General features: G+C 43.1%; 18 protein-coding genes and 1 pseudogene. 16 read left to right on the plus strand and 3 right to left on the minus strand.

The annotated features are described in order from the left end of the window. Window positions 1-9 precede the first annotated feature (9 nt). The 15 genes and pseudogenes from ACVC7S_RS07660 (at window position 10) to ACVC7S_RS07730 (ending at window position 12,667) form a co-directional block, all read left to right on the plus strand. Window positions 10-1,797: a glycoside hydrolase family 35 protein gene (locus ACVC7S_RS07660; RefSeq protein ID WP_447266727.1), complete on the plus strand. Its 1,788-nt coding sequence runs from the start codon at window positions 10-12 to the stop codon at window positions 1,795-1,797. Then, the gene (locus ACVC7S_RS07665; RefSeq protein ID WP_447266728.1) at window positions 1,794-2,270 is read left to right on the plus strand and encodes a PTS sugar transporter subunit IIB; all 477 of its coding nucleotides are present in this window, start codon (window positions 1,794-1,796) and stop codon (window positions 2,268-2,270) included. The genes ACVC7S_RS07660 and ACVC7S_RS07665 overlap by 4 nt, the downstream gene beginning before the upstream one ends. 26 nt (window positions 2,271-2,296) lie before the next feature. Beyond that, window positions 2,297-3,202, plus strand: a complete 906-nt coding sequence (locus ACVC7S_RS07670) for a PTS mannose/fructose/sorbose/N-acetylgalactosamine transporter subunit IIC (protein ID WP_000616995.1) — start codon at window positions 2,297-2,299, stop codon at window positions 3,200-3,202. Further along, entirely contained in the window at window positions 3,189-4,010 is an 822-nt protein-coding gene (locus tag ACVC7S_RS07675; RefSeq protein WP_000185285.1) for a PTS system mannose/fructose/sorbose family transporter subunit IID, read from the plus strand. The genes ACVC7S_RS07670 and ACVC7S_RS07675 overlap by 14 nt, the downstream gene beginning before the upstream one ends. Window positions 4,011-4,013: 3 nt before the next feature. After that, window positions 4,014-4,418 carry a PTS sugar transporter subunit IIA gene (locus ACVC7S_RS07680; protein WP_004239567.1) on the plus strand — a complete coding sequence of 135 codons (405 nt, stop codon included), beginning with the start codon at window positions 4,014-4,016 and terminating at the stop codon, window positions 4,416-4,418. A gap of 104 nt (window positions 4,419-4,522) precedes the next feature. Then, on the plus strand, window positions 4,523-5,689 hold the full coding sequence (locus ACVC7S_RS07685) for an SIS domain-containing protein (protein ID WP_447266729.1): 1,167 nt from the start codon (window positions 4,523-4,525) through the stop codon (window positions 5,687-5,689). A 10-nt stretch (window positions 5,690-5,699) separates the two neighbouring features. Next, on the plus strand, window positions 5,700-6,695 hold the full coding sequence (gene lacD, locus ACVC7S_RS07690) for a tagatose-bisphosphate aldolase (RefSeq protein WP_447266730.1): 996 nt from the start codon (window positions 5,700-5,702) through the stop codon (window positions 6,693-6,695). A gap of 146 nt (window positions 6,696-6,841) precedes the next feature. After that, the gene (locus ACVC7S_RS07695) at window positions 6,842-7,879 is read left to right on the plus strand and encodes an aldose epimerase family protein (protein WP_447266731.1); all 1,038 of its coding nucleotides are present in this window, start codon (window positions 6,842-6,844) and stop codon (window positions 7,877-7,879) included. Between the two features lie 107 nt (window positions 7,880-7,986). Continuing rightward, window positions 7,987-8,841 carry a VOC family protein gene (locus tag ACVC7S_RS07700; RefSeq protein ID WP_447266732.1) on the plus strand — a complete coding sequence of 285 codons (855 nt, stop codon included), beginning with the start codon at window positions 7,987-7,989 and terminating at the stop codon, window positions 8,839-8,841. Between the two features lie 302 nt (window positions 8,842-9,143). Next, window positions 9,144-9,716 (plus strand): hypothetical protein, encoded by a 573-nt coding sequence (locus ACVC7S_RS07705; protein ID WP_447266733.1) that lies wholly within the window; start codon window positions 9,144-9,146, stop codon window positions 9,714-9,716. Window position 9,717: 1 nt separating this feature from the next. Then, the gene (locus ACVC7S_RS07710) at window positions 9,718-10,383 is read left to right on the plus strand and encodes a hypothetical protein (RefSeq protein WP_447266734.1); all 666 of its coding nucleotides are present in this window, start codon (window positions 9,718-9,720) and stop codon (window positions 10,381-10,383) included. Window positions 10,384-10,399: 16 nt separating this feature from the next. Next, a pseudogene (locus ACVC7S_RS07715) lies at window positions 10,400-11,070 on the plus strand (hypothetical protein). A 69-nt stretch (window positions 11,071-11,139) separates the two neighbouring features. Then, window positions 11,140-11,682 carry a DUF3592 domain-containing protein gene (locus ACVC7S_RS07720; protein ID WP_447266735.1) on the plus strand — a complete coding sequence of 181 codons (543 nt, stop codon included), beginning with the start codon at window positions 11,140-11,142 and terminating at the stop codon, window positions 11,680-11,682. 196 nt (window positions 11,683-11,878) lie between these two features. Next, window positions 11,879-12,136 carry a metal-sensitive transcriptional regulator gene (locus tag ACVC7S_RS07725; RefSeq protein WP_049484505.1) on the plus strand — a complete coding sequence of 86 codons (258 nt, stop codon included), beginning with the start codon at window positions 11,879-11,881 and terminating at the stop codon, window positions 12,134-12,136. Window positions 12,137-12,178: 42 nt separating this feature from the next. Continuing rightward, complete coding sequence (locus tag ACVC7S_RS07730) at window positions 12,179-12,667, plus strand: prolyl-tRNA synthetase associated domain-containing protein (RefSeq protein WP_447266736.1); 489 nt, start codon at window positions 12,179-12,181, stop codon at window positions 12,665-12,667. 40 nt (window positions 12,668-12,707) lie between these two features. Here the strand turns inward: ACVC7S_RS07730 and ACVC7S_RS07735 are convergent, their stop codons facing one another. The 3 genes from ACVC7S_RS07735 to ACVC7S_RS07745 are packed head-to-tail and all read right to left on the minus strand — an operon-like array spanning window position 12,708 to window position 14,978. Then, window positions 12,708-13,004, minus strand: a complete 297-nt coding sequence (locus ACVC7S_RS07735) for a rhodanese-like domain-containing protein (RefSeq protein WP_447266737.1) — start codon at window positions 13,002-13,004, stop codon at window positions 12,708-12,710. Continuing rightward, window positions 12,994-14,649 carry an FAD-dependent oxidoreductase gene (locus ACVC7S_RS07740; protein ID WP_447266738.1) on the minus strand — a complete coding sequence of 552 codons (1,656 nt, stop codon included), beginning with the start codon at window positions 14,647-14,649 and terminating at the stop codon, window positions 12,994-12,996. Before ACVC7S_RS07740 ends, ACVC7S_RS07735 begins: the two co-directional genes overlap by 11 nt. 20 nt (window positions 14,650-14,669) lie before the next feature. Next, window positions 14,670-14,978: a rhodanese-like domain-containing protein gene (locus ACVC7S_RS07745; protein WP_000468871.1), complete on the minus strand. Its 309-nt coding sequence runs from the start codon at window positions 14,976-14,978 to the stop codon at window positions 14,670-14,672. A 175-nt stretch (window positions 14,979-15,153) separates the two neighbouring features. On the opposite strand from ACVC7S_RS07745, the gene ACVC7S_RS07750 reads away from it, so the two are divergent. Next, entirely contained in the window at window positions 15,154-15,717 is a 564-nt protein-coding gene (locus ACVC7S_RS07750; protein ID WP_447266739.1) for a sugar O-acetyltransferase, read from the plus strand. Window positions 15,718-15,959: the final 242 nt, after the last annotated feature.

The following is a 15,959-nucleotide window of genomic DNA, read 5'->3' on the forward strand; positions in this document are numbered from 1 at the left end:
GGTAGTAACATGACAAGCTTTAAAATTGAGGACGATTTCTATTTAGATGGAAAACCGTTCAAGATTTTGTCCGGCGCCATTCATTATTTTAGAATTCCAGCGGAGGATTGGTATCATTCGCTCTACAACTTAAAAGCGCTTGGCTTTAATACAGTCGAGACTTATGTAGCATGGAATTTACACGAACCTATTGAAGGTGAGTTTAATTTTGAAGGTGCTATGGATTTGGAGAGATTCCTCCAAATCGCACAGGATTTGGGTCTATACGCCATTGTGCGTCCGTCTCCATTTATCTGTGCTGAGTGGGAGTTCGGCGGTTTACCAGCTTGGCTCTTAACTAAGAACATGCGAATCCGTTCATCCGATCCGGCTTATGTTGAGGCAGTTGCTCGCTATTATGACCAATTATTACCAAGGCTTGTGCCTCGCTTGTTGGGTAATGGTGGAAACATTCTCATGATGCAAGTCGAAAATGAATATGGATCTTATGGAGAAGATAAGTCTTATCTGAGAGCGATTCGAAAATTGATGGAAGAACGAGGGATTGATTGCCCACTCTTTACTTCAGACGGCCCTTGGAGGGCTACTTTGAAAGCCGGAACCTTGATCGAAGACGATCTCTTTGTGACAGGGAACTTCGGTTCTAAAGCTCCATACAACTTCTCACAAATGCAAGAATTCTTTGATGAGTATGGCAAAAAATGGCCCCTCATGTGTATGGAATTCTGGGATGGCTGGTTCAACCGTTGGAAAGAGCCAATCATCACACGGGATCCTAAAGAATTGGCAGAAGCTGTTCGAGAGGTGTTAGAGCAAGGCTCCATCAACCTTTATATGTTCCATGGCGGAACAAACTTTGGTTTCATGAATGGTTGCTCGGCTCGAGGAACTCTAGATTTGCCACAAGTTACATCTTACGATTATGATGCCCTTCTCGATGAAGAAGGAAATCCAACTGCTAAATACCTAGCAGTCAAGAAGATGATGGCAACACACTTCCCAGAGTATCCACAGTTAGAACCACTTTACAAGGAAAGTATGGAAATGGAATCCATTCCACTAGTCGAAAAAGTTTCCTTGTTTGAAACCCTGGATAGCCTGGCAAGTCCAACTGAAAGCCTCTATCCAAAAGCGATGGAAGAACTTGGTCAAAGTTATGGCTACCTTCTTTATCGTACCGAAGCAAGTTGGGATGCAGAAGAGGAACGTCTCCGTATCATCGATGGACGTGACCGAGCTCAACTTTATGTAGATGGTCAATGGATTGCCACTCAATACCAGACAGAAATTGGTGAAGATATCTACTGTCAGGGAAATCGAGAAGGTTTTTCAGAGATTGACATCTTGGTCGAAAATATGGGGCGTGTCAACTATGGGCATAAGTTCTTGGCAGATACGCAACGTAAAGGAATTCGTACAGGTGTCTGCAAGGATCTACACTTCATGTTAAATTGGAAACAATATCCACTTCCATTGGATAATCCTGAGAAAATTGATTTTTCAAAAGGATGGACAGAAGGACAACCAGCCTTTTACGCTTATGACTTTACAGTAGAAGAGCCAAAAGATACTTACCTAGACTTGTCTGAGTTTGGTAAGGGAGTTGCCTTTGTCAACGGGCGTCACCTAGGACGTTTCTGGAATGTTGGCCCGACCCTCTCGCTTTATATCCCTCATAGTTATCTCAAGGAAGGTGATAACCGCATTATCATCTTTGAAACTGAAGGCGAATATAAAAAAGAGATTCATTTAACTCGTAAACCTACACTAAAACACATAAAGGGGGAAAACTTATGACAATTGTAGGATGCCGTATCGATGGACGTTTGATCCACGGTCAAGTAGCCAATCTTTGGGCAGGGAAACTAAACGTTTCGCGCATTATGGTTATAGACGATGAAGTCGTTAACAATGATATTGAAAAGAGCGGCTTGAAACTTGCTACACCACCAGGTGTAAAACTTAGTATCTTGCCAATTGAGAAAGCGGCAGCGAATATCCTTGCTGGTAAATACGATAGCCAACGTCTCTTTATCGTTGCACGTAAGCCAGACCGTTTCCTTGGTTTGGTTGAAGCAGGTGTTCCGCTTGAAACACTCAATGTCGGCAATATGTCTCAAACACCAGAAACTCGCCCTATCACGCGTTCTATCAACGTGGTAGATAAGGATGTGGAAGACTTCCACAAACTGGCAGAAAAAGGTGTGAAACTCACTGCTCAAATGGTTCCAAACGATCCCGTATCAGACTTTTTGAGTTTATTAAAATAGGAAAAAATTTTTAGGAGGTCATTGTTATGATACAATGGTGGCAAATTTTACTTCTCACTTTGTACTCAGCTTATCAAATCTGTGATGAGTTGACAATCGTTTCATCTGCAGGTTCCCCTGTATTCGCTGGTTTCATTACCGGTTTGATCATGGGAGATGTGACAACTGGTTTGTTTATCGGTGGTAGCTTGCAGTTGTTCGTTCTCGGGGTTGGTACCTTCGGTGGTGCTTCTCGTATCGACGCAACTTCTGGTGCGGTTCTTGCAACAGCATTCTCTATCTCTCAAGGTATTGATACAGATCTTGCGATCACAACAATCGCTGTACCAGTAGCAGCACTTTTGACATACTTCGACGTTCTTGGACGTATGACTACTACTTTCTTTGCACACCGTATTGATGCTGCAATCGAACGCTTTGACTATAAAGGAATCGAGCGCAACTACCTACTTGGTGCAGTGCCTTGGGCTCTTTCACGTGCCCTTCCAGTATTCTTCGCCCTTGCTTTTGGTGGAGAATTCGTACAAGGTGTTGTAAACCTTGTTAAGGAATACCAATGGGTTGCAGACGGTTTGACACTTGCAGGACGTATGCTTCCAGGTCTCGGATTTGCAATCTTGCTTCGTTACCTTCCAGTTAAACGTAACCTTCACTACCTTGCAATGGGATTCGGTTTGACAGCTATGTTGACTGTTCTTTACTCATATGTAACAGGTCTTGGTGGAGCTGTTGCGGGTATCCTTGGTACTCTTCCTGCTGATGTTGCTGAAAAGATTGGCTTTGCTAACAACTTCAAAGGTTTGTCTATGATCGGTATCTCTATCGTAGGTATCTTCCTTGCAGTTGTTCACTTTAAGAACAGCCAAAAAGTAGCTGTAGCAGCACCTTCTACACCATCAGAAAGTGGGGAAATCGAAGATGACGAATTCTAATTACAAACTTACAAAAGAAGATTTTAATCAAATCAACAAACGTAGCTTGTTTACTTTCCAATTAGGTTGGAACTATGAGCGTATGCAAGCTTCTGGTTACCTTTACATGATCTTGCCTCAATTGCGTAAAATGTATGGGGATGGAACTCCTGAATTGAAAGAAATGATGAAAGTTCATACTCAATTCTTCAATACTTCTCCATTCTTCCACACAATTATCGCTGGTTTTGACCTTGCCATGGAAGAAAAAGATGGTGTAGGTTCAAAAGATGCCGTTAACGGTATCAAGACAGGTTTGATGGGACCATTCGCTCCTCTTGGAGACACAATCTTTGGTTCACTTGTACCTGCTATCATGGGATCTATCGCAGCAACTATGGCTATCGCTGGCCAACCATGGGGTATCTTCCTTTGGATCGCAGTTGCAGTTGCATATGACATCTTCCGTTGGAAACAATTGGAATTTGCTTACAAAGAAGGGGTTAACCTTATCAACAACATGCAAAGTACTTTGACAGCTTTGATTGATGCTGCTTCTGTACTTGGTGTCTTCATGATGGGTGCTCTTGTAGCAACAATGATCAACTTTGAGATTTCTTACAAATTGCCAATCGGTGAAAAATTGATTGACTTCCAAGACATCTTGAACTCAATCTTCCCACGCTTGCTTCCAGCAATCTTTACTGCCTTTATCTTCTGGTTGCTTGGTAAGAAAGGTATGAACTCTACTAAAGCGATCGGTATCATTATCGTTCTTGCAGTAGGTCTTTCATTCATCGGTAAATTCTTGCTTGGAATGGGCGCATAATTTATGGTGAAATCGTTAATTTTGGTGAGTCATGGTCGTTTCTGTGAAGAACTTAAAGGTAGCACGGAAATGATTATGGGTCCACAAGACAACATTCATGCAGTGGCTCTTCTTCCAGAAGATGGTCCAGAAGAATTTACTGCTAAATTTGAAGCTGCTATCGAAGGATTGGATGATTTCCTAGTCTTTGCAGATCTTCTCGGTGGTACACCATGTAACGTGGTGAGCCGCTTGATCATGGAAGGTCGCAACGTGGAACTCTACGCAGGAATGAATCTGCCAATGGTGATTGAATTTATCAATGCTAGCCTTACAGGTGCAGATGCGGACTATAAGAGCCGTGGTGCAGAAAGCATTGTAAAAGTCAATGATCTGTTAGCGGGCTTCGATGATGACGAAGATGAATAAGATGTGACTTAGAGCATCTTATATAGAATATACATGGGAATGGGAGTCACTCCCATTCCCATATTTTCAATAGGAATGAAACAATAATAGATTAGAGGAACTCTATGCTAAATTACACAAAAGAAGAATTACTTGAACTGGGTGCAGAAATCACGACTCGTGAAATCTACCAACAGCCTGATGTATGGAAAGAAGCTTTTGAAGCCTATCAAGCGAAACGTGACGAAATTGCAGCCTTTCTGCAAGATATCGCTGATAGACATGACTATATTAAGGTTATCTTGACAGGTGCTGGGACTTCTGCTTATGTGGGAGATACCTTGGTGCCTTACTTTAAGGAAGTCTATGACGAGCGCAAATGGAATTTCAATTCTATTGCGACAACAGATATTGTTGCCAATCCAGAAACCTATCTGAAAAAAGATGTGGCAACTGTCCTTGTATCCTTTGCTCGTAGCGGAAATTCACCTGAAAGTGTGGCAACAGTTGATTTGGCTAAAGCCTTGGTTGATGACCTCTATCAAGTGACTATTACATGTGCTGCAGATGGTAAATTGGCTCTTCAAGCTCATGGCGATGACCGCAATCTCTTGCTCTTGCAACCGGCTGCTTCTAATGACGCTGGATTTGCTATGACTTCTAGCTTTACATCTATGATGTTGACAGCACTCTTGGTTTTTGATCCTACAGAATTTGCTGTTAAAGCTGAACGTTTTGAAGTTGTTTCTAGTCTTGCCCGTAAAGTTCTAGACAATGCAGCAGATGTCAAAGAGCTGGTTGACCTCGACTTTAACCGTGTTATCTACCTAGGTGCTGGTCCTTTCTTTGGACTTGCTCATGAAGCTCAGCTCAAGATTTTGGAATTAACAGCTGGTCAAGTGGCGACTATGTATGAAAGTCCAGTTGGCTTCCGTCACGGTCCAAAATCACTGATCAACGAAGATACAGTTGTTTTGGTCTTTGGTACAACGACAGACTACACTCGCAAGTATGATTTGGACTTGGTTCGTGAAGTGGCTGGTGATAAGATTGCTCGTCGTGTTGTGCTTTTGAGTGATCAAGCCTTTGGTCTTGAAAATGTCAAAGAAGTGGCTCTTGGCTGTGGTGGAGTCTTGAACGATATTTACCGTGTCTTCCCTTACATCGTATATGCTCAACTCTTTGCCCTTTTGACTTCGCTTAAGGTCGAAAACAAACCAGATACACCGTCTCCTACAGGTACAGTAAACCGTGTGGTACAAGGTGTTATCATTCATGACTATCAAAAATAAGGAAGTATCTATGAGTAAATTACAATTAAGTCCTAATAAAGTAGCTTGCTTGCAAAAACTCTCTGACGAGAACGGCATTATCTCAGCTCTTGCCTTTGACCAACGTGGCGCTTTGAAACGCCTTATGGCTCAATACCAAACAGAAGAGCCAACAGTTGCTCAAATGGAAGAACTTAAAGTATTGGTTGCAGATGAATTGACAAAATACGCATCATCTATGCTCCTTGACCCTGAGTATGGTCTTCCAGCTACAAAAGCGCTTGATACCAATGCTGGTCTTCTCCTTGCTTATGAAAAAACTGGTTACGATACAACAAGTACCAAACGCTTGCCTGACTGCTTGGATGTTTGGTCTGCAAAACGTATCAAGGAAGAAGGTGCAGATGCTGTGAAGTTCTTGCTTTACTATGACGTAGACAGCGATGACGAACTCAACCAAGAAAAACAAGCCTACATCGAACGTATTGGTTCTGAGTGTGTGGCGGAAGACATTCCATTCTTCCTTGAAATCTTGGCTTACGATGAAAAGATTGCGGATGCAGGATCTGCAGAATACGCTAAAGTGAAACCTCACAAGGTTATCGGTGCCATGAAAGTCTTCTCAGACCCACGCTTCAACATCGATGTCTTGAAAGTTGAAGTTCCAGTTAACGTCAAATACGTTGAAGGTTTTGGTGATGGTGAAATCGTTCATACACGCGAAGAAGCAGCAGCCTTCTTCAAAGCTCAAGACGAAGCAACTAACTTGCCATACATCTACTTGAGTGCTGGAGTGTCAGCTAAACTCTTCCAAGAAACACTTGTCTTTGCCCACGAATCAGGCGCAAACTTCAACGGAGTTCTTTGCGGCCGTGCAACATGGGCTGGATCAGTTGAAGCTTATATCAAAGACGGTGAGGCAGCAGCTCGTGAATGGTTGCGTACAACAGGTTTTGAGAACATTGACGAACTCAACAAAGTTCTTCAAACAACAGCGACTTCATGGACTGAACGTGTAGAAGCATAAAACAAGAATAGAAGAATCCCTTTTTGTTAAGAAGATACTTAAGGTTTTCTGACAAAGGATTCTGAAAATAGAAACTACAACCATAGATGGTGAATACACTTTCTATGGTTTGTTTACTTAAGAGAAATGGATCAAAGGAGAGAAGAATGAAAGCATACACAGAGCGTGTATTTGGAAATCATGAGGGCAAGGATGTCTTGGCCTATCGCTTTGAGACTGATGGTGGTTACCAGCTTGAAGTTATGACTTATGGTGCGACCATCTTGCGCTATGTCACACCTGACAAGGCTGGAAATTTTGCCAATGTGATTTTGGGCTTTGATGATTTTGATAGCTATGTAGGCAATAGTCCCAAGCATGGAGCAAGTGTAGGTCCTGTAGCGGGCCGTATTGCAGGTGCGACATTTGAGCTCAATGGCCAGACCTATAATCTTGAAGTCAATAATGCTAGCAACTGTAACCACAGTGGTTCAACAGGTTGGGATGCGAGCTTGTTTGAATTGGTCGAAGTGAGCGACAATGGCTTGACCCTCTACACAGAGCGTACAGATGGGACAGGAGGGTTCCCTGGTAACCTCAAGATCTGGATCAGCTATCACTTGGAAGAAACTGGTGCCTACGAAATCAGCTACAAGGTAACGACTGATCAGGATACGCTGGTCAATCCAACTAATCACAGCTACTTCAACTTGTCTGGTGATTTTACGCAGACAGTTGACCGTCATGTCTTCCAGCTAAATACGGAGGGCATTTACCCAATCGCTCCGGACGGTGTTCCGGCTAAGACTCCAGATGCTAATCGTGATGTAGTCAAACACATCTATAATGGAGCCTTGTTGAAGGACATCTTTGCAGAGGAAGATGAGCAAATCCAGTTGGTATCTGGTTTGGATCACCCATTTGCCCTTCCTGCAGGTCATGACAATGCCGGTTTCCTTTATGACCAACACTCAGGTCGTTTCCTACTTTTCAAGACAGAGGCCCCTTGCTTTGTGGTCTACTCAGCAAACTTTGTAGATGAGAGTGTCATCATAGATGGTCAGCCAATGGTGCAACACAATGGGATTGCCCTTGAAGCGCAAGCTTTACCAGATGCCATTCACAGTGACTTCAAAGACCAAGTCATTCTCAAAGCAGGGGAAACTTTCACCAGCAAAACTCGCTACGAGCTTGTTGTTAAATAAAAAGAAGAGCTGGTTTCCAGCTCTTTTGAGTTGTCTTCGTTGACATTCTATCTCAATAGTGTATAATTGATGTAATCTATAAAGTTACAACTAAAAGGAGACAGCCTATGACTTATGCATACCAAAGCCACATTTACCTAGCCGAGGTGGTTTTAAATGTCAAGGATTTGAAGAGTCAAACGGCTTTTTATCACCAGATTATTGGTTTGGAGATTTTGTCGCAAACGGAGACAGAAGCGATTTTGGGGCTTGGTAGAAAAGCCTTGGTCCACTTGATTGCGACAGAAAAAGCTGGGGAAGTAAGGGAGCATTATGGGCTCTACCATCTGGCGATTTTGTTGCCAACAAGAAAAGCCTTGGCAGATGTTTTGAAGCACCTAAGTGATCTGCGGATTCCTCTGGTCGGGGGTGCGGATCATGGATACAGTGAGGCCATTTATCTAGAGGATTTGGAAGGAAATGGCATTGAACTCTACCGTGATAAGCCAGTGTCTTCATGGGATATTCGAGAAGATGGTCGCATTATCGGTGTGACCGAAGCCCTGGCGGCACAGGACATCTATGAGTTAGGGGAAAAGGTGGATCCCTTTATCCTAGCTGAAGGGACGAGAATGGGGCATATTCATCTATCTGTGAAGGATAGTCGTGCGGCGAGCCAGTTTTATCAAAAGGTGTTAGGACTAGAGGATAAATTTAGCATTCCTAGTGCTAGTTGGATAGCGGCTGGTCGGTACCATCACCACCTAGCTGTCAACGAATGGGCTGGAAAAGGGCTAGCTCCGCGTGAGCAAGGCTTGCCAGGCTTGGCTTACTACGTCCTTGAGGTCGAAAGCAAGGAAGAACTCTTGGATATCGTTCAGCAAGCACAAGAGCTAGAAGCACCGATCAAATGGCTAAATTCGAGTGAGTTGGATCTTGTAGACCCAGACGGGATTGTGACCCGCATTCGCTTGGAACGATGAGATGAGGAAAACGCATCATATACATAGAAAAAGGCGGACAAGCTCGCATCCTGTTTTTAGAATGCGGACTTGTTCGCTTTTTTATGAAATGACGAATCCGTTCTTGTCTTTAGCAATGGTATCTGCCGGGGATATTTTCCCTTTTCTGGGGGTTCATGCTATAATACTAATAAACTTTTCTTTCTCTAGGAAGGCAAATGCCCAAAATCAGCTAGAATGCTGGCAATCGTTGTCACAATGCTTTTTAGAGAAAGTAGGACTCTGTTTGAACATCCGTATTGAGTTTAGGAGACGGGAAATAGATGGACACAAGTGTAAAAAATTTAATCAGTATGGGCCCTCTGGAGGACTCTTTTATCTATTATGATCTGAAGAATCAAGTATTCTACGGTGTAAAACAAGGTATGAATTATTCAGCCATTGCAGCCCCTATTGCAATCTATTCCTTCCAACGGCTGTCAAAGTTGCTCAACCAAACCTTTGGAGATGTCTCATCCCCTTTTAATCTAATCTTCTTTATCTTGATGTCTCTGTTTTTGATTTTCGGGACCATTATCCTTGCCAAATCTGCTCGACGTAACATGAAGACAGATAGATTTAGAAAAGTCCGGCTGACAAAAGCCAATATCAAAACACTTAGGAGAAAATCTAGGGCGTTGACAGTAGTTGGCTACATTTTTGTTTTAATAACGATTTTTTCAGCCTATCGTTATCTGGCTGTTTCTGATTTTCAATTTTTACTTATGTACATGTTAGGGATTGGTATTCTTACATATATGGTCTATGATTTTCAGATGAAAACACGCAAACGACTGTTCAAAGAGCTGATAGAGACATTACAGGACGATAGCCGAGGAAAAGAGGGAGAAATGTAAGATGAGAAAAATCATTTATATAGGCCAAGGAAACCAGCAATCTGTCTACTATAATACAAGGACGAGAGAGGCTTTAGCGACAGAATCTAGCACCTCGTCAGAAACTGATGGTGCTATCAGTTCAAAGAAATCCAAGTGGCCTTGGCTTCTCTTCTTTGCTTTCTTGCTAGTTGCTGTCATCAGTATTTGGATTCGTTCCTTGATAGCGCCCTTTAGATTGAGTGAGTGGATGGCTCCGATCCATTTAGCCGCTATCCTTTTCGTTTTTATCGGAAGTGTTTATGGATTTGAAAAATTGTTCTACAGTGGGGCTAAGTCGCTTGTCCCAGCAAGTGAAGAGCAGTTTAAAGATGCGGTTGAAAGTAGTACTTTTTGGAGGAAGTCACCAGATAAGGAACCAACAGTCGATAAAATCATCTTGTATCTATTTGTTATTCTCGTTCTTCTATTTGTTTTTGTTATTGTTGTGTTCTTTGCCATACCTGGGACCTTCATTCCCTACTATGAACATGAATGGTTTGAGCCGTCCATGTTCATGGTACCAATCGGAGCAACCATCGTCCCAATTAGCGTGGTTCTTCTACTATTTCAAAACAATCCAATACGCTGGCTCTTAGCCGTACGAAAATACAAGCAGGGAAAAGTATTATTTAGGGAAGAGAAATAGAAAAGAGGAGATGATGATGTCACAAGAAAGCTATTTGCAGATCAAAAAAGAGTATCGAGTTCGTCAGTTTTTGGTGATTTTTCTATTTATTATTTTCGCCATACTCGATATTCTACTAGTATCGAGTCGTTCCAGATATGTTCTGCTTTTAACTACGGCTATGGCAACCCTTGTGCCTTTTAATCATTTTTTCTTGTTCCTTTTTGGAGACAGAAAAAAGCTATCGAAGAAGAGCACCCGGAATGGAAAGAACTCAGTACAAAGGGAGTAAAAGTTCCTTCAGCAGAAGCCAATAAAAGAACCTTAGCTGGTATTGGAACCTTGATTTCCTTGCTGTTGTCTTTCGGACTAACCTATAAACCTGCAAAACAGCCGAACATAAAGGTGAACCAAGTAGACAAGCAGCCTAAGATTGATTTTAAAGCGCCTGAAAAGTCTAGGTCTTCGGAGTCTGAGTCATCCAGCTCCTCTGAGATGAAAGAATCCAGTTCCTCAGAGTCGAAAGTCTCGTCTTCGACTGAACAAGGTTCTAAAACTGAAAGTTCAGGAACAAAGCCGTCAAAAAGCGAGTCCAATAATTCTTATTATCAGATTCCAGGGCTTACTGACGAACAGATGAGAGATATCGTATCGAAATCTGTGAAAGATTTGAAAGAACAAGAGTCAAAAGAAAAATCCGAAGAGTAGATTCGATGTCGATTCTGGATGAGTTCCTTCTTTGGGCTTTCACTCTATAGAATAACTGGAGGAGTTCATATGACTAAAGAAATGATTGGTTTGATAGTTGGGACAGTCGTCACTCTCCTATCTTTTGTGTTTGTATGCGGGACCTTCCTCTACCTCTATCTTCGAGATCGGAAGATGGTACGGCTTGCCCAGTCATCTGTAGAGGGAACGGTTGTTGGCTATAGTCGTTTTCGTGAGGGTTATCCACCTATCGTTGAATACACGGTGGATGGGATTACTTATAAGAAAACCTTGCAGTATTTTATGATCAAAACGGTCACAACTCCGTGGGGGCCTACTAAGGTTTCAAATGATTATACAAGAGAAGAAATGCTGGCGCCATCGATCACTCGCTACAGCAACTCCTTTGTTTCCTTCAAACGATTGATGCAGACCCATTTTCCTCTTCATTCGGAGCTGACGGTTTGGTACGATCCAGACAAGCCGAACAGGGCCTATGTCGAACGCTATAGCGGGATGGACAAGTTTTACAAGTGGTTTGGTATCGGATTTGGACTGGCCCTAGTTCCGGTCTATGGGATAGTAATCCTAGCCTTTTTGTCCAAGATATAAGGCATAACTAATCGGAAACTTGATGTCCCGATTATGCTTCAAGGAGAACAGCTTTAGTTCTCCTTTTTCATGTTCAGTAATCTTTTCTAGCCAATACAAAGAAAAGGTTGTCTCCTATAAAGACAGATAGGATGAGAATTTTGACAAAGAACCTTATTCGAGATATAATGAAGAAAAAGTGACCAAGGATAAATCAATGACAAACTCAAAGTATATAACACGCCTGAAACGTTCAGAGGGCCAGTTGCGTGGGATCCAAAAGATGATCGATGAAGATCGTGACTGCGCAGATATCATTACCCAGTTGACCGCGGTGCGCTCCAGTGTTGAGCGCGTGATTGAGATGATGATTACCGAAAATCTCACTGCTTGCATCAACCAACCGCTAGACGACCCTGAGGCTCAAAAGGAACGCTTGGAAAAGGCTGTTCAGTACCTAATCAAACGAAAATAACCCACTTTTGGGGACTATCAAGTTGATAAAGGAGGCTAGAAGATGGAAGCATACGAAAAAGTTGTAGAGGTGCTAAATGGGCTAGATATACCCTTTGATATCGTGGAGCACGAGCCAGCCTTGACAACCGAGCAGGCAGACAGTTTTATCGAGGGAATCGAAGGTGTCCGTACCAAGACCATGTTTCTCACAAACAAAAAGAAAACAGCCTACTATCTGCTAATCATGGATGATCAAAAGCGTCTGGATATGGACCTCTTGAAAGAACTAATAGGAGCTAATAGAGTTCGGATGGCCTCGCCTGAGAGCTTGTTTGAAAAAATGAGCTTGCCCGCAGGAGTTGTTTCGCCTTTTGGCTTGCTCAACAATACCGACAAGGACATTCAAGTTTATTTCGAAAAAGAAATCATGTCGGAAAAACGGATGAGTTTTCACCCCAATACCAACGAGAAAATCCTCTTTTTGGATACCGTAGATTTGCTTCGTTTTTTAGAAGCGATTGGTTACGAGCCCCATATCATTGAGTTGTAAAAACGAAAAAACCGATTAAGGAACTTAATCGGTTTTTTGCTTATTCTACTTGACCGGGCCAAGCATTCATACCACCTTCTACATTGGTAACGATGAGGCCCTGGGCGCTGAGAAATTGACAGGCAGAGGCAGAACGCACTCCTCCTTGGCAGATGACATGGTATTCATGGTCAGGTTTGAGTTCTTTGTAGCCTTGCTCCAAGGTACTTAACGGAAGATTTTTGGCACCCGGTGCATGTCCTGCTTGGAATTCATGTACTTCACGGACATCGATAAGATCTAGATTTTCATGTTGATATTTTTCATAAAAGTCAGCCATGCTGATATTAGTTACCATATTCTACTCCTTCTGGGTTCGCCATTTTGTATAGTGAATAAGCGCCGTCAAGGTTTTGGACGGTAAATCCTGCTTGCTTGAGGATACGCTCTGCGATATAGCTGCGTAAACCACTGTGGCAGCTAACGATGTAGGCTTGGTTCTTGTCTAGTTCATCCAAGCGTTCCCGTAGTTCGTTTAGGGGGATGTGGATGGTGTCAACCTTAAGTCGACCACTTTGGAATTCGCCACTTGTCCGTACATCTAGGAACTTTTTCCCCTTAGCCAGTTCGCCTTCGAGCTGGTACCATTGAATATTGTCGCTGAGACCTTCGATAAGGTTCAAGGCTGCGTAGCCCAGCATATTGACGGGATCCTTGGCAGAACCAAAAGGTGGCGCATAGGTAAACTCTAACTCTGGTAAGTCAAAGACGGTGAGATTTCCCTTGATGGCAGTAGCTAGGATATCGATTCGCTTGTCAACACCTTTCTTTCCAACTCCTTGGGCACCATAGATTTTTCCAGTGGTTGGGTCAAAGAGGAGCTTCAAGGTCATATCAGTAGCGCCTGGATAATAACCGGCGTGGTCTTTTCCGCTGACATGAAGTGCCTTGTAAGGGAGTTGATTCATGCGAAGAATGCGTTCGCTGAGACCAGTCGAAGCAGCTGTCATATCAAAGGCACGAACGATTGCAGTGCCGATACTGCCCTTATTTGTACGACCGAGTCCTGCGATGACGTCCGCCACTTGGCGTCCCTGACGATTGGCAGGAGAAGCGAGAGAGATGAGAGCATCTTGACCCGTAATCTCTTGCTTGACGACGATGGCATCCCCAACTGCAAAAATGTCTTTTTGACTGGTTTCATAATGTTCATCGACCAGAATTCCACCACGAAGTCCCAGTTCAATCCCCGCAGCTTTAGCCAGTCCATTTTCAGGCTCAACACCGACAGAAAGGATGGTGAGGTCAGAAGTGATCTTTTGATCGTTTTCGAGAACGATGACTTTTCCTTGGTCTTCAAATCGAGTCGCAGACTGAGAAGTGATAACGCGAACGCCGTTTGCCAGCAATTCTGCTTGGACAAAGGCTGCCATTTCGTGATCTAATGGTGGCAAGACATGAGGTGCTTTCTCAACGATGGTAACTTGCAATCCCCGTTTCGCCAGATTTTCAGCCATTTCAAGCCCGATAAAGCCTGCACCGATAACGACAGCTTCTTTTGGATGATTGTCCAAGGCCACCATAATTTCATCAAGATCGGGAACATTGCGGAGCGTGTAGGCATTCTTAGCTTCTGCCAAACCTTCAATGGTAGGAACAAATGGTTTAGCTCCTGGGGAGAGGATCAACTTGTCGTAGCTTTCTGTGAATTCCTGTCCATCATGGCGTACGGTCACAGTGTGCTCTGCTGGCGAAATGCTGATGACCTCATGGAAAGGACGAACATCCAGATTAAAGCGTGCTTTGAGACTTTCAGGAGTTTGGACTAATAAACTATCACGGTTTGCAATTTCTCCTGAAACATAGTAAGGAAGTCCGCAGTTTGCAAAGGAAACAAAGGGACCTTTCTCAAAAATAGTGATTTCAGCGTCCTCCATGAGACGTCTGAGGCGGGTTGCTGCTGACATACCGCCTGCAACTCCCCCGACAATGATAATTTTCATTGATTTTCTCCTTTATGCTTCTAGATGACCTTACCTGTCCAAGCGCTCATACCGCCTCGGACATTGATGACATCGTAGCCTTTTTTCTTTAGCTTCTTCGCAGCTAGTTTGCTTCGCACACCAGAATGACAAATGACATAGAGTGTTTCTTTTGTCGCTGGTGTGTAAGATCCGATTTCGGTTAGAGGGACATTCTTGGCATTTTTGATATGACCTCTACGGAATTCCATAGGCGTCCGAACATCCAGTAGCTGAATCGGTTCTCTGAGTTTAGCTTCTAACTCGCTGGTAGAAATACTGTCAATTTTTGTAAATAATAAGTGAAACATAGGCACCTCCAAATATACCCTTATGGGGTATATTAAACCATGAAGTCAAGCTTTTGTCAAGCAAGTTGTTTTGACTTGGGAGGGAATTAGTTTCGAGAGTCTAGAAAGCAGGCTATTCTTGACCTTTCAAAGGCTTTTTGATATGATGGGTCCAAAGTGAGTATGAGGTGATAAGATGACCAGTGAATACCAGAAAATGATAGCAGGGGAGCCTTACCGTCCGTCGGATCCTGAATTACGGACCTTGGCGCAGGCTTCTCGCCAAAAACAGTTTGCCTTCAACCAGGAGTTAGATCCCTTGAAGGGAGCGGAGATTATCAAGACTTGGTTTGGTTCAACTGGGGAAAATCTCTATGTCAATCCACGCCTGGTGGTCGATTATGGAGTCAATATCCATCTAGGGGAAAATTTTTATTCCAATTGGAACTTGACCATGCTGGATGTTTGTCCGATTCGCATCGGTAACAATGCCATGCTTGGCCCCAACTGCCAGTTTTTAACTCCACTTCATCCACTGGATCCGCATGAACGCAATTCAGGGGTCGAATATGGCAAGCCCATCACCATCGGTGACAATTTCTGGGCTGGAGGTGGCGTCATTGTCCTTCCTGGAGTGACACTGGGCAATAACGTAGTGGCAGGAGCGGGAGCTGTGATTACCAAATCCTTTGGAGACAATGTTGTCCTAGGTGGCAATCCTGCGCGAGTTATCAAGGAAATCCCAGTGAAAGAAAATTAAAAAGAACAGCTGGGGCTGTTCTTTTTGTAATCTTTATCTTGGTCTTATAGATTTTTCTTCTTTTTTGCTTTTTTGAATAGAGTGACATCGCACTTGGGGATGTTGCTTTTAAAAACTATTAAATGCATTTTAGTACTCTCAAATTGTTTCTAGTAGCCCTTTCAAAAGAATACTGAGTGAAACTAGATTTAAGGAAACTTTCAGAAAAGTTTTAGTTTTGTTTCAGGAATCTTCTGTAGACT

Source organism: Streptococcus sp. Z556 (genome assembly GCF_053010225.1).

What these genes read in the sequence shown, in the direction of transcription:
- ACVC7S_RS07660 (WP_447266727.1), top strand. Translation starts at nt 10, where the DNA reads ATGACAAGCTTTAAAATTGAGGACGATTTCTATTTAGATGGAAAACCG.
- ACVC7S_RS07665 (WP_447266728.1), top strand. Translation starts at nt 1,794, where the DNA reads ATGACAATTGTAGGATGCCGTATCGATGGACGTTTGATCCACGGTCAA.
- ACVC7S_RS07670 (WP_000616995.1), top strand. Translation starts at nt 2,297, where the DNA reads ATGATACAATGGTGGCAAATTTTACTTCTCACTTTGTACTCAGCTTAT.
- ACVC7S_RS07675 (WP_000185285.1), top strand. Translation starts at nt 3,189, where the DNA reads ATGACGAATTCTAATTACAAACTTACAAAAGAAGATTTTAATCAAATC.
- ACVC7S_RS07680 (WP_004239567.1), top strand. Translation starts at nt 4,014, where the DNA reads ATGGTGAAATCGTTAATTTTGGTGAGTCATGGTCGTTTCTGTGAAGAA.
- ACVC7S_RS07685 (WP_447266729.1), top strand. Translation starts at nt 4,523, where the DNA reads ATGCTAAATTACACAAAAGAAGAATTACTTGAACTGGGTGCAGAAATC.
- lacD (WP_447266730.1), top strand. Translation starts at nt 5,700, where the DNA reads ATGAGTAAATTACAATTAAGTCCTAATAAAGTAGCTTGCTTGCAAAAA.
- ACVC7S_RS07695 (WP_447266731.1), top strand. Translation starts at nt 6,842, where the DNA reads ATGAAAGCATACACAGAGCGTGTATTTGGAAATCATGAGGGCAAGGAT.
- ACVC7S_RS07700 (WP_447266732.1), top strand. Translation starts at nt 7,987, where the DNA reads ATGACTTATGCATACCAAAGCCACATTTACCTAGCCGAGGTGGTTTTA.
- ACVC7S_RS07705 (WP_447266733.1), top strand. Translation starts at nt 9,144, where the DNA reads ATGGACACAAGTGTAAAAAATTTAATCAGTATGGGCCCTCTGGAGGAC.
- ACVC7S_RS07710 (WP_447266734.1), top strand. Translation starts at nt 9,718, where the DNA reads ATGAGAAAAATCATTTATATAGGCCAAGGAAACCAGCAATCTGTCTAC.
- ACVC7S_RS07720 (WP_447266735.1), top strand. Translation starts at nt 11,140, where the DNA reads ATGACTAAAGAAATGATTGGTTTGATAGTTGGGACAGTCGTCACTCTC.
- ACVC7S_RS07725 (WP_049484505.1), top strand. Translation starts at nt 11,879, where the DNA reads ATGACAAACTCAAAGTATATAACACGCCTGAAACGTTCAGAGGGCCAG.
- ACVC7S_RS07730 (WP_447266736.1), top strand. Translation starts at nt 12,179, where the DNA reads ATGGAAGCATACGAAAAAGTTGTAGAGGTGCTAAATGGGCTAGATATA.
- ACVC7S_RS07735 (WP_447266737.1), bottom strand. Translation starts at nt 13,004, where the DNA reads ATGGTAACTAATATCAGCATGGCTGACTTTTATGAAAAATATCAACAT.
- ACVC7S_RS07740 (WP_447266738.1), bottom strand. Translation starts at nt 14,649, where the DNA reads ATGAAAATTATCATTGTCGGGGGAGTTGCAGGCGGTATGTCAGCAGCA.
- ACVC7S_RS07745 (WP_000468871.1), bottom strand. Translation starts at nt 14,978, where the DNA reads ATGTTTCACTTATTATTTACAAAAATTGACAGTATTTCTACCAGCGAG.
- ACVC7S_RS07750 (WP_447266739.1), top strand. Translation starts at nt 15,154, where the DNA reads ATGACCAGTGAATACCAGAAAATGATAGCAGGGGAGCCTTACCGTCCG.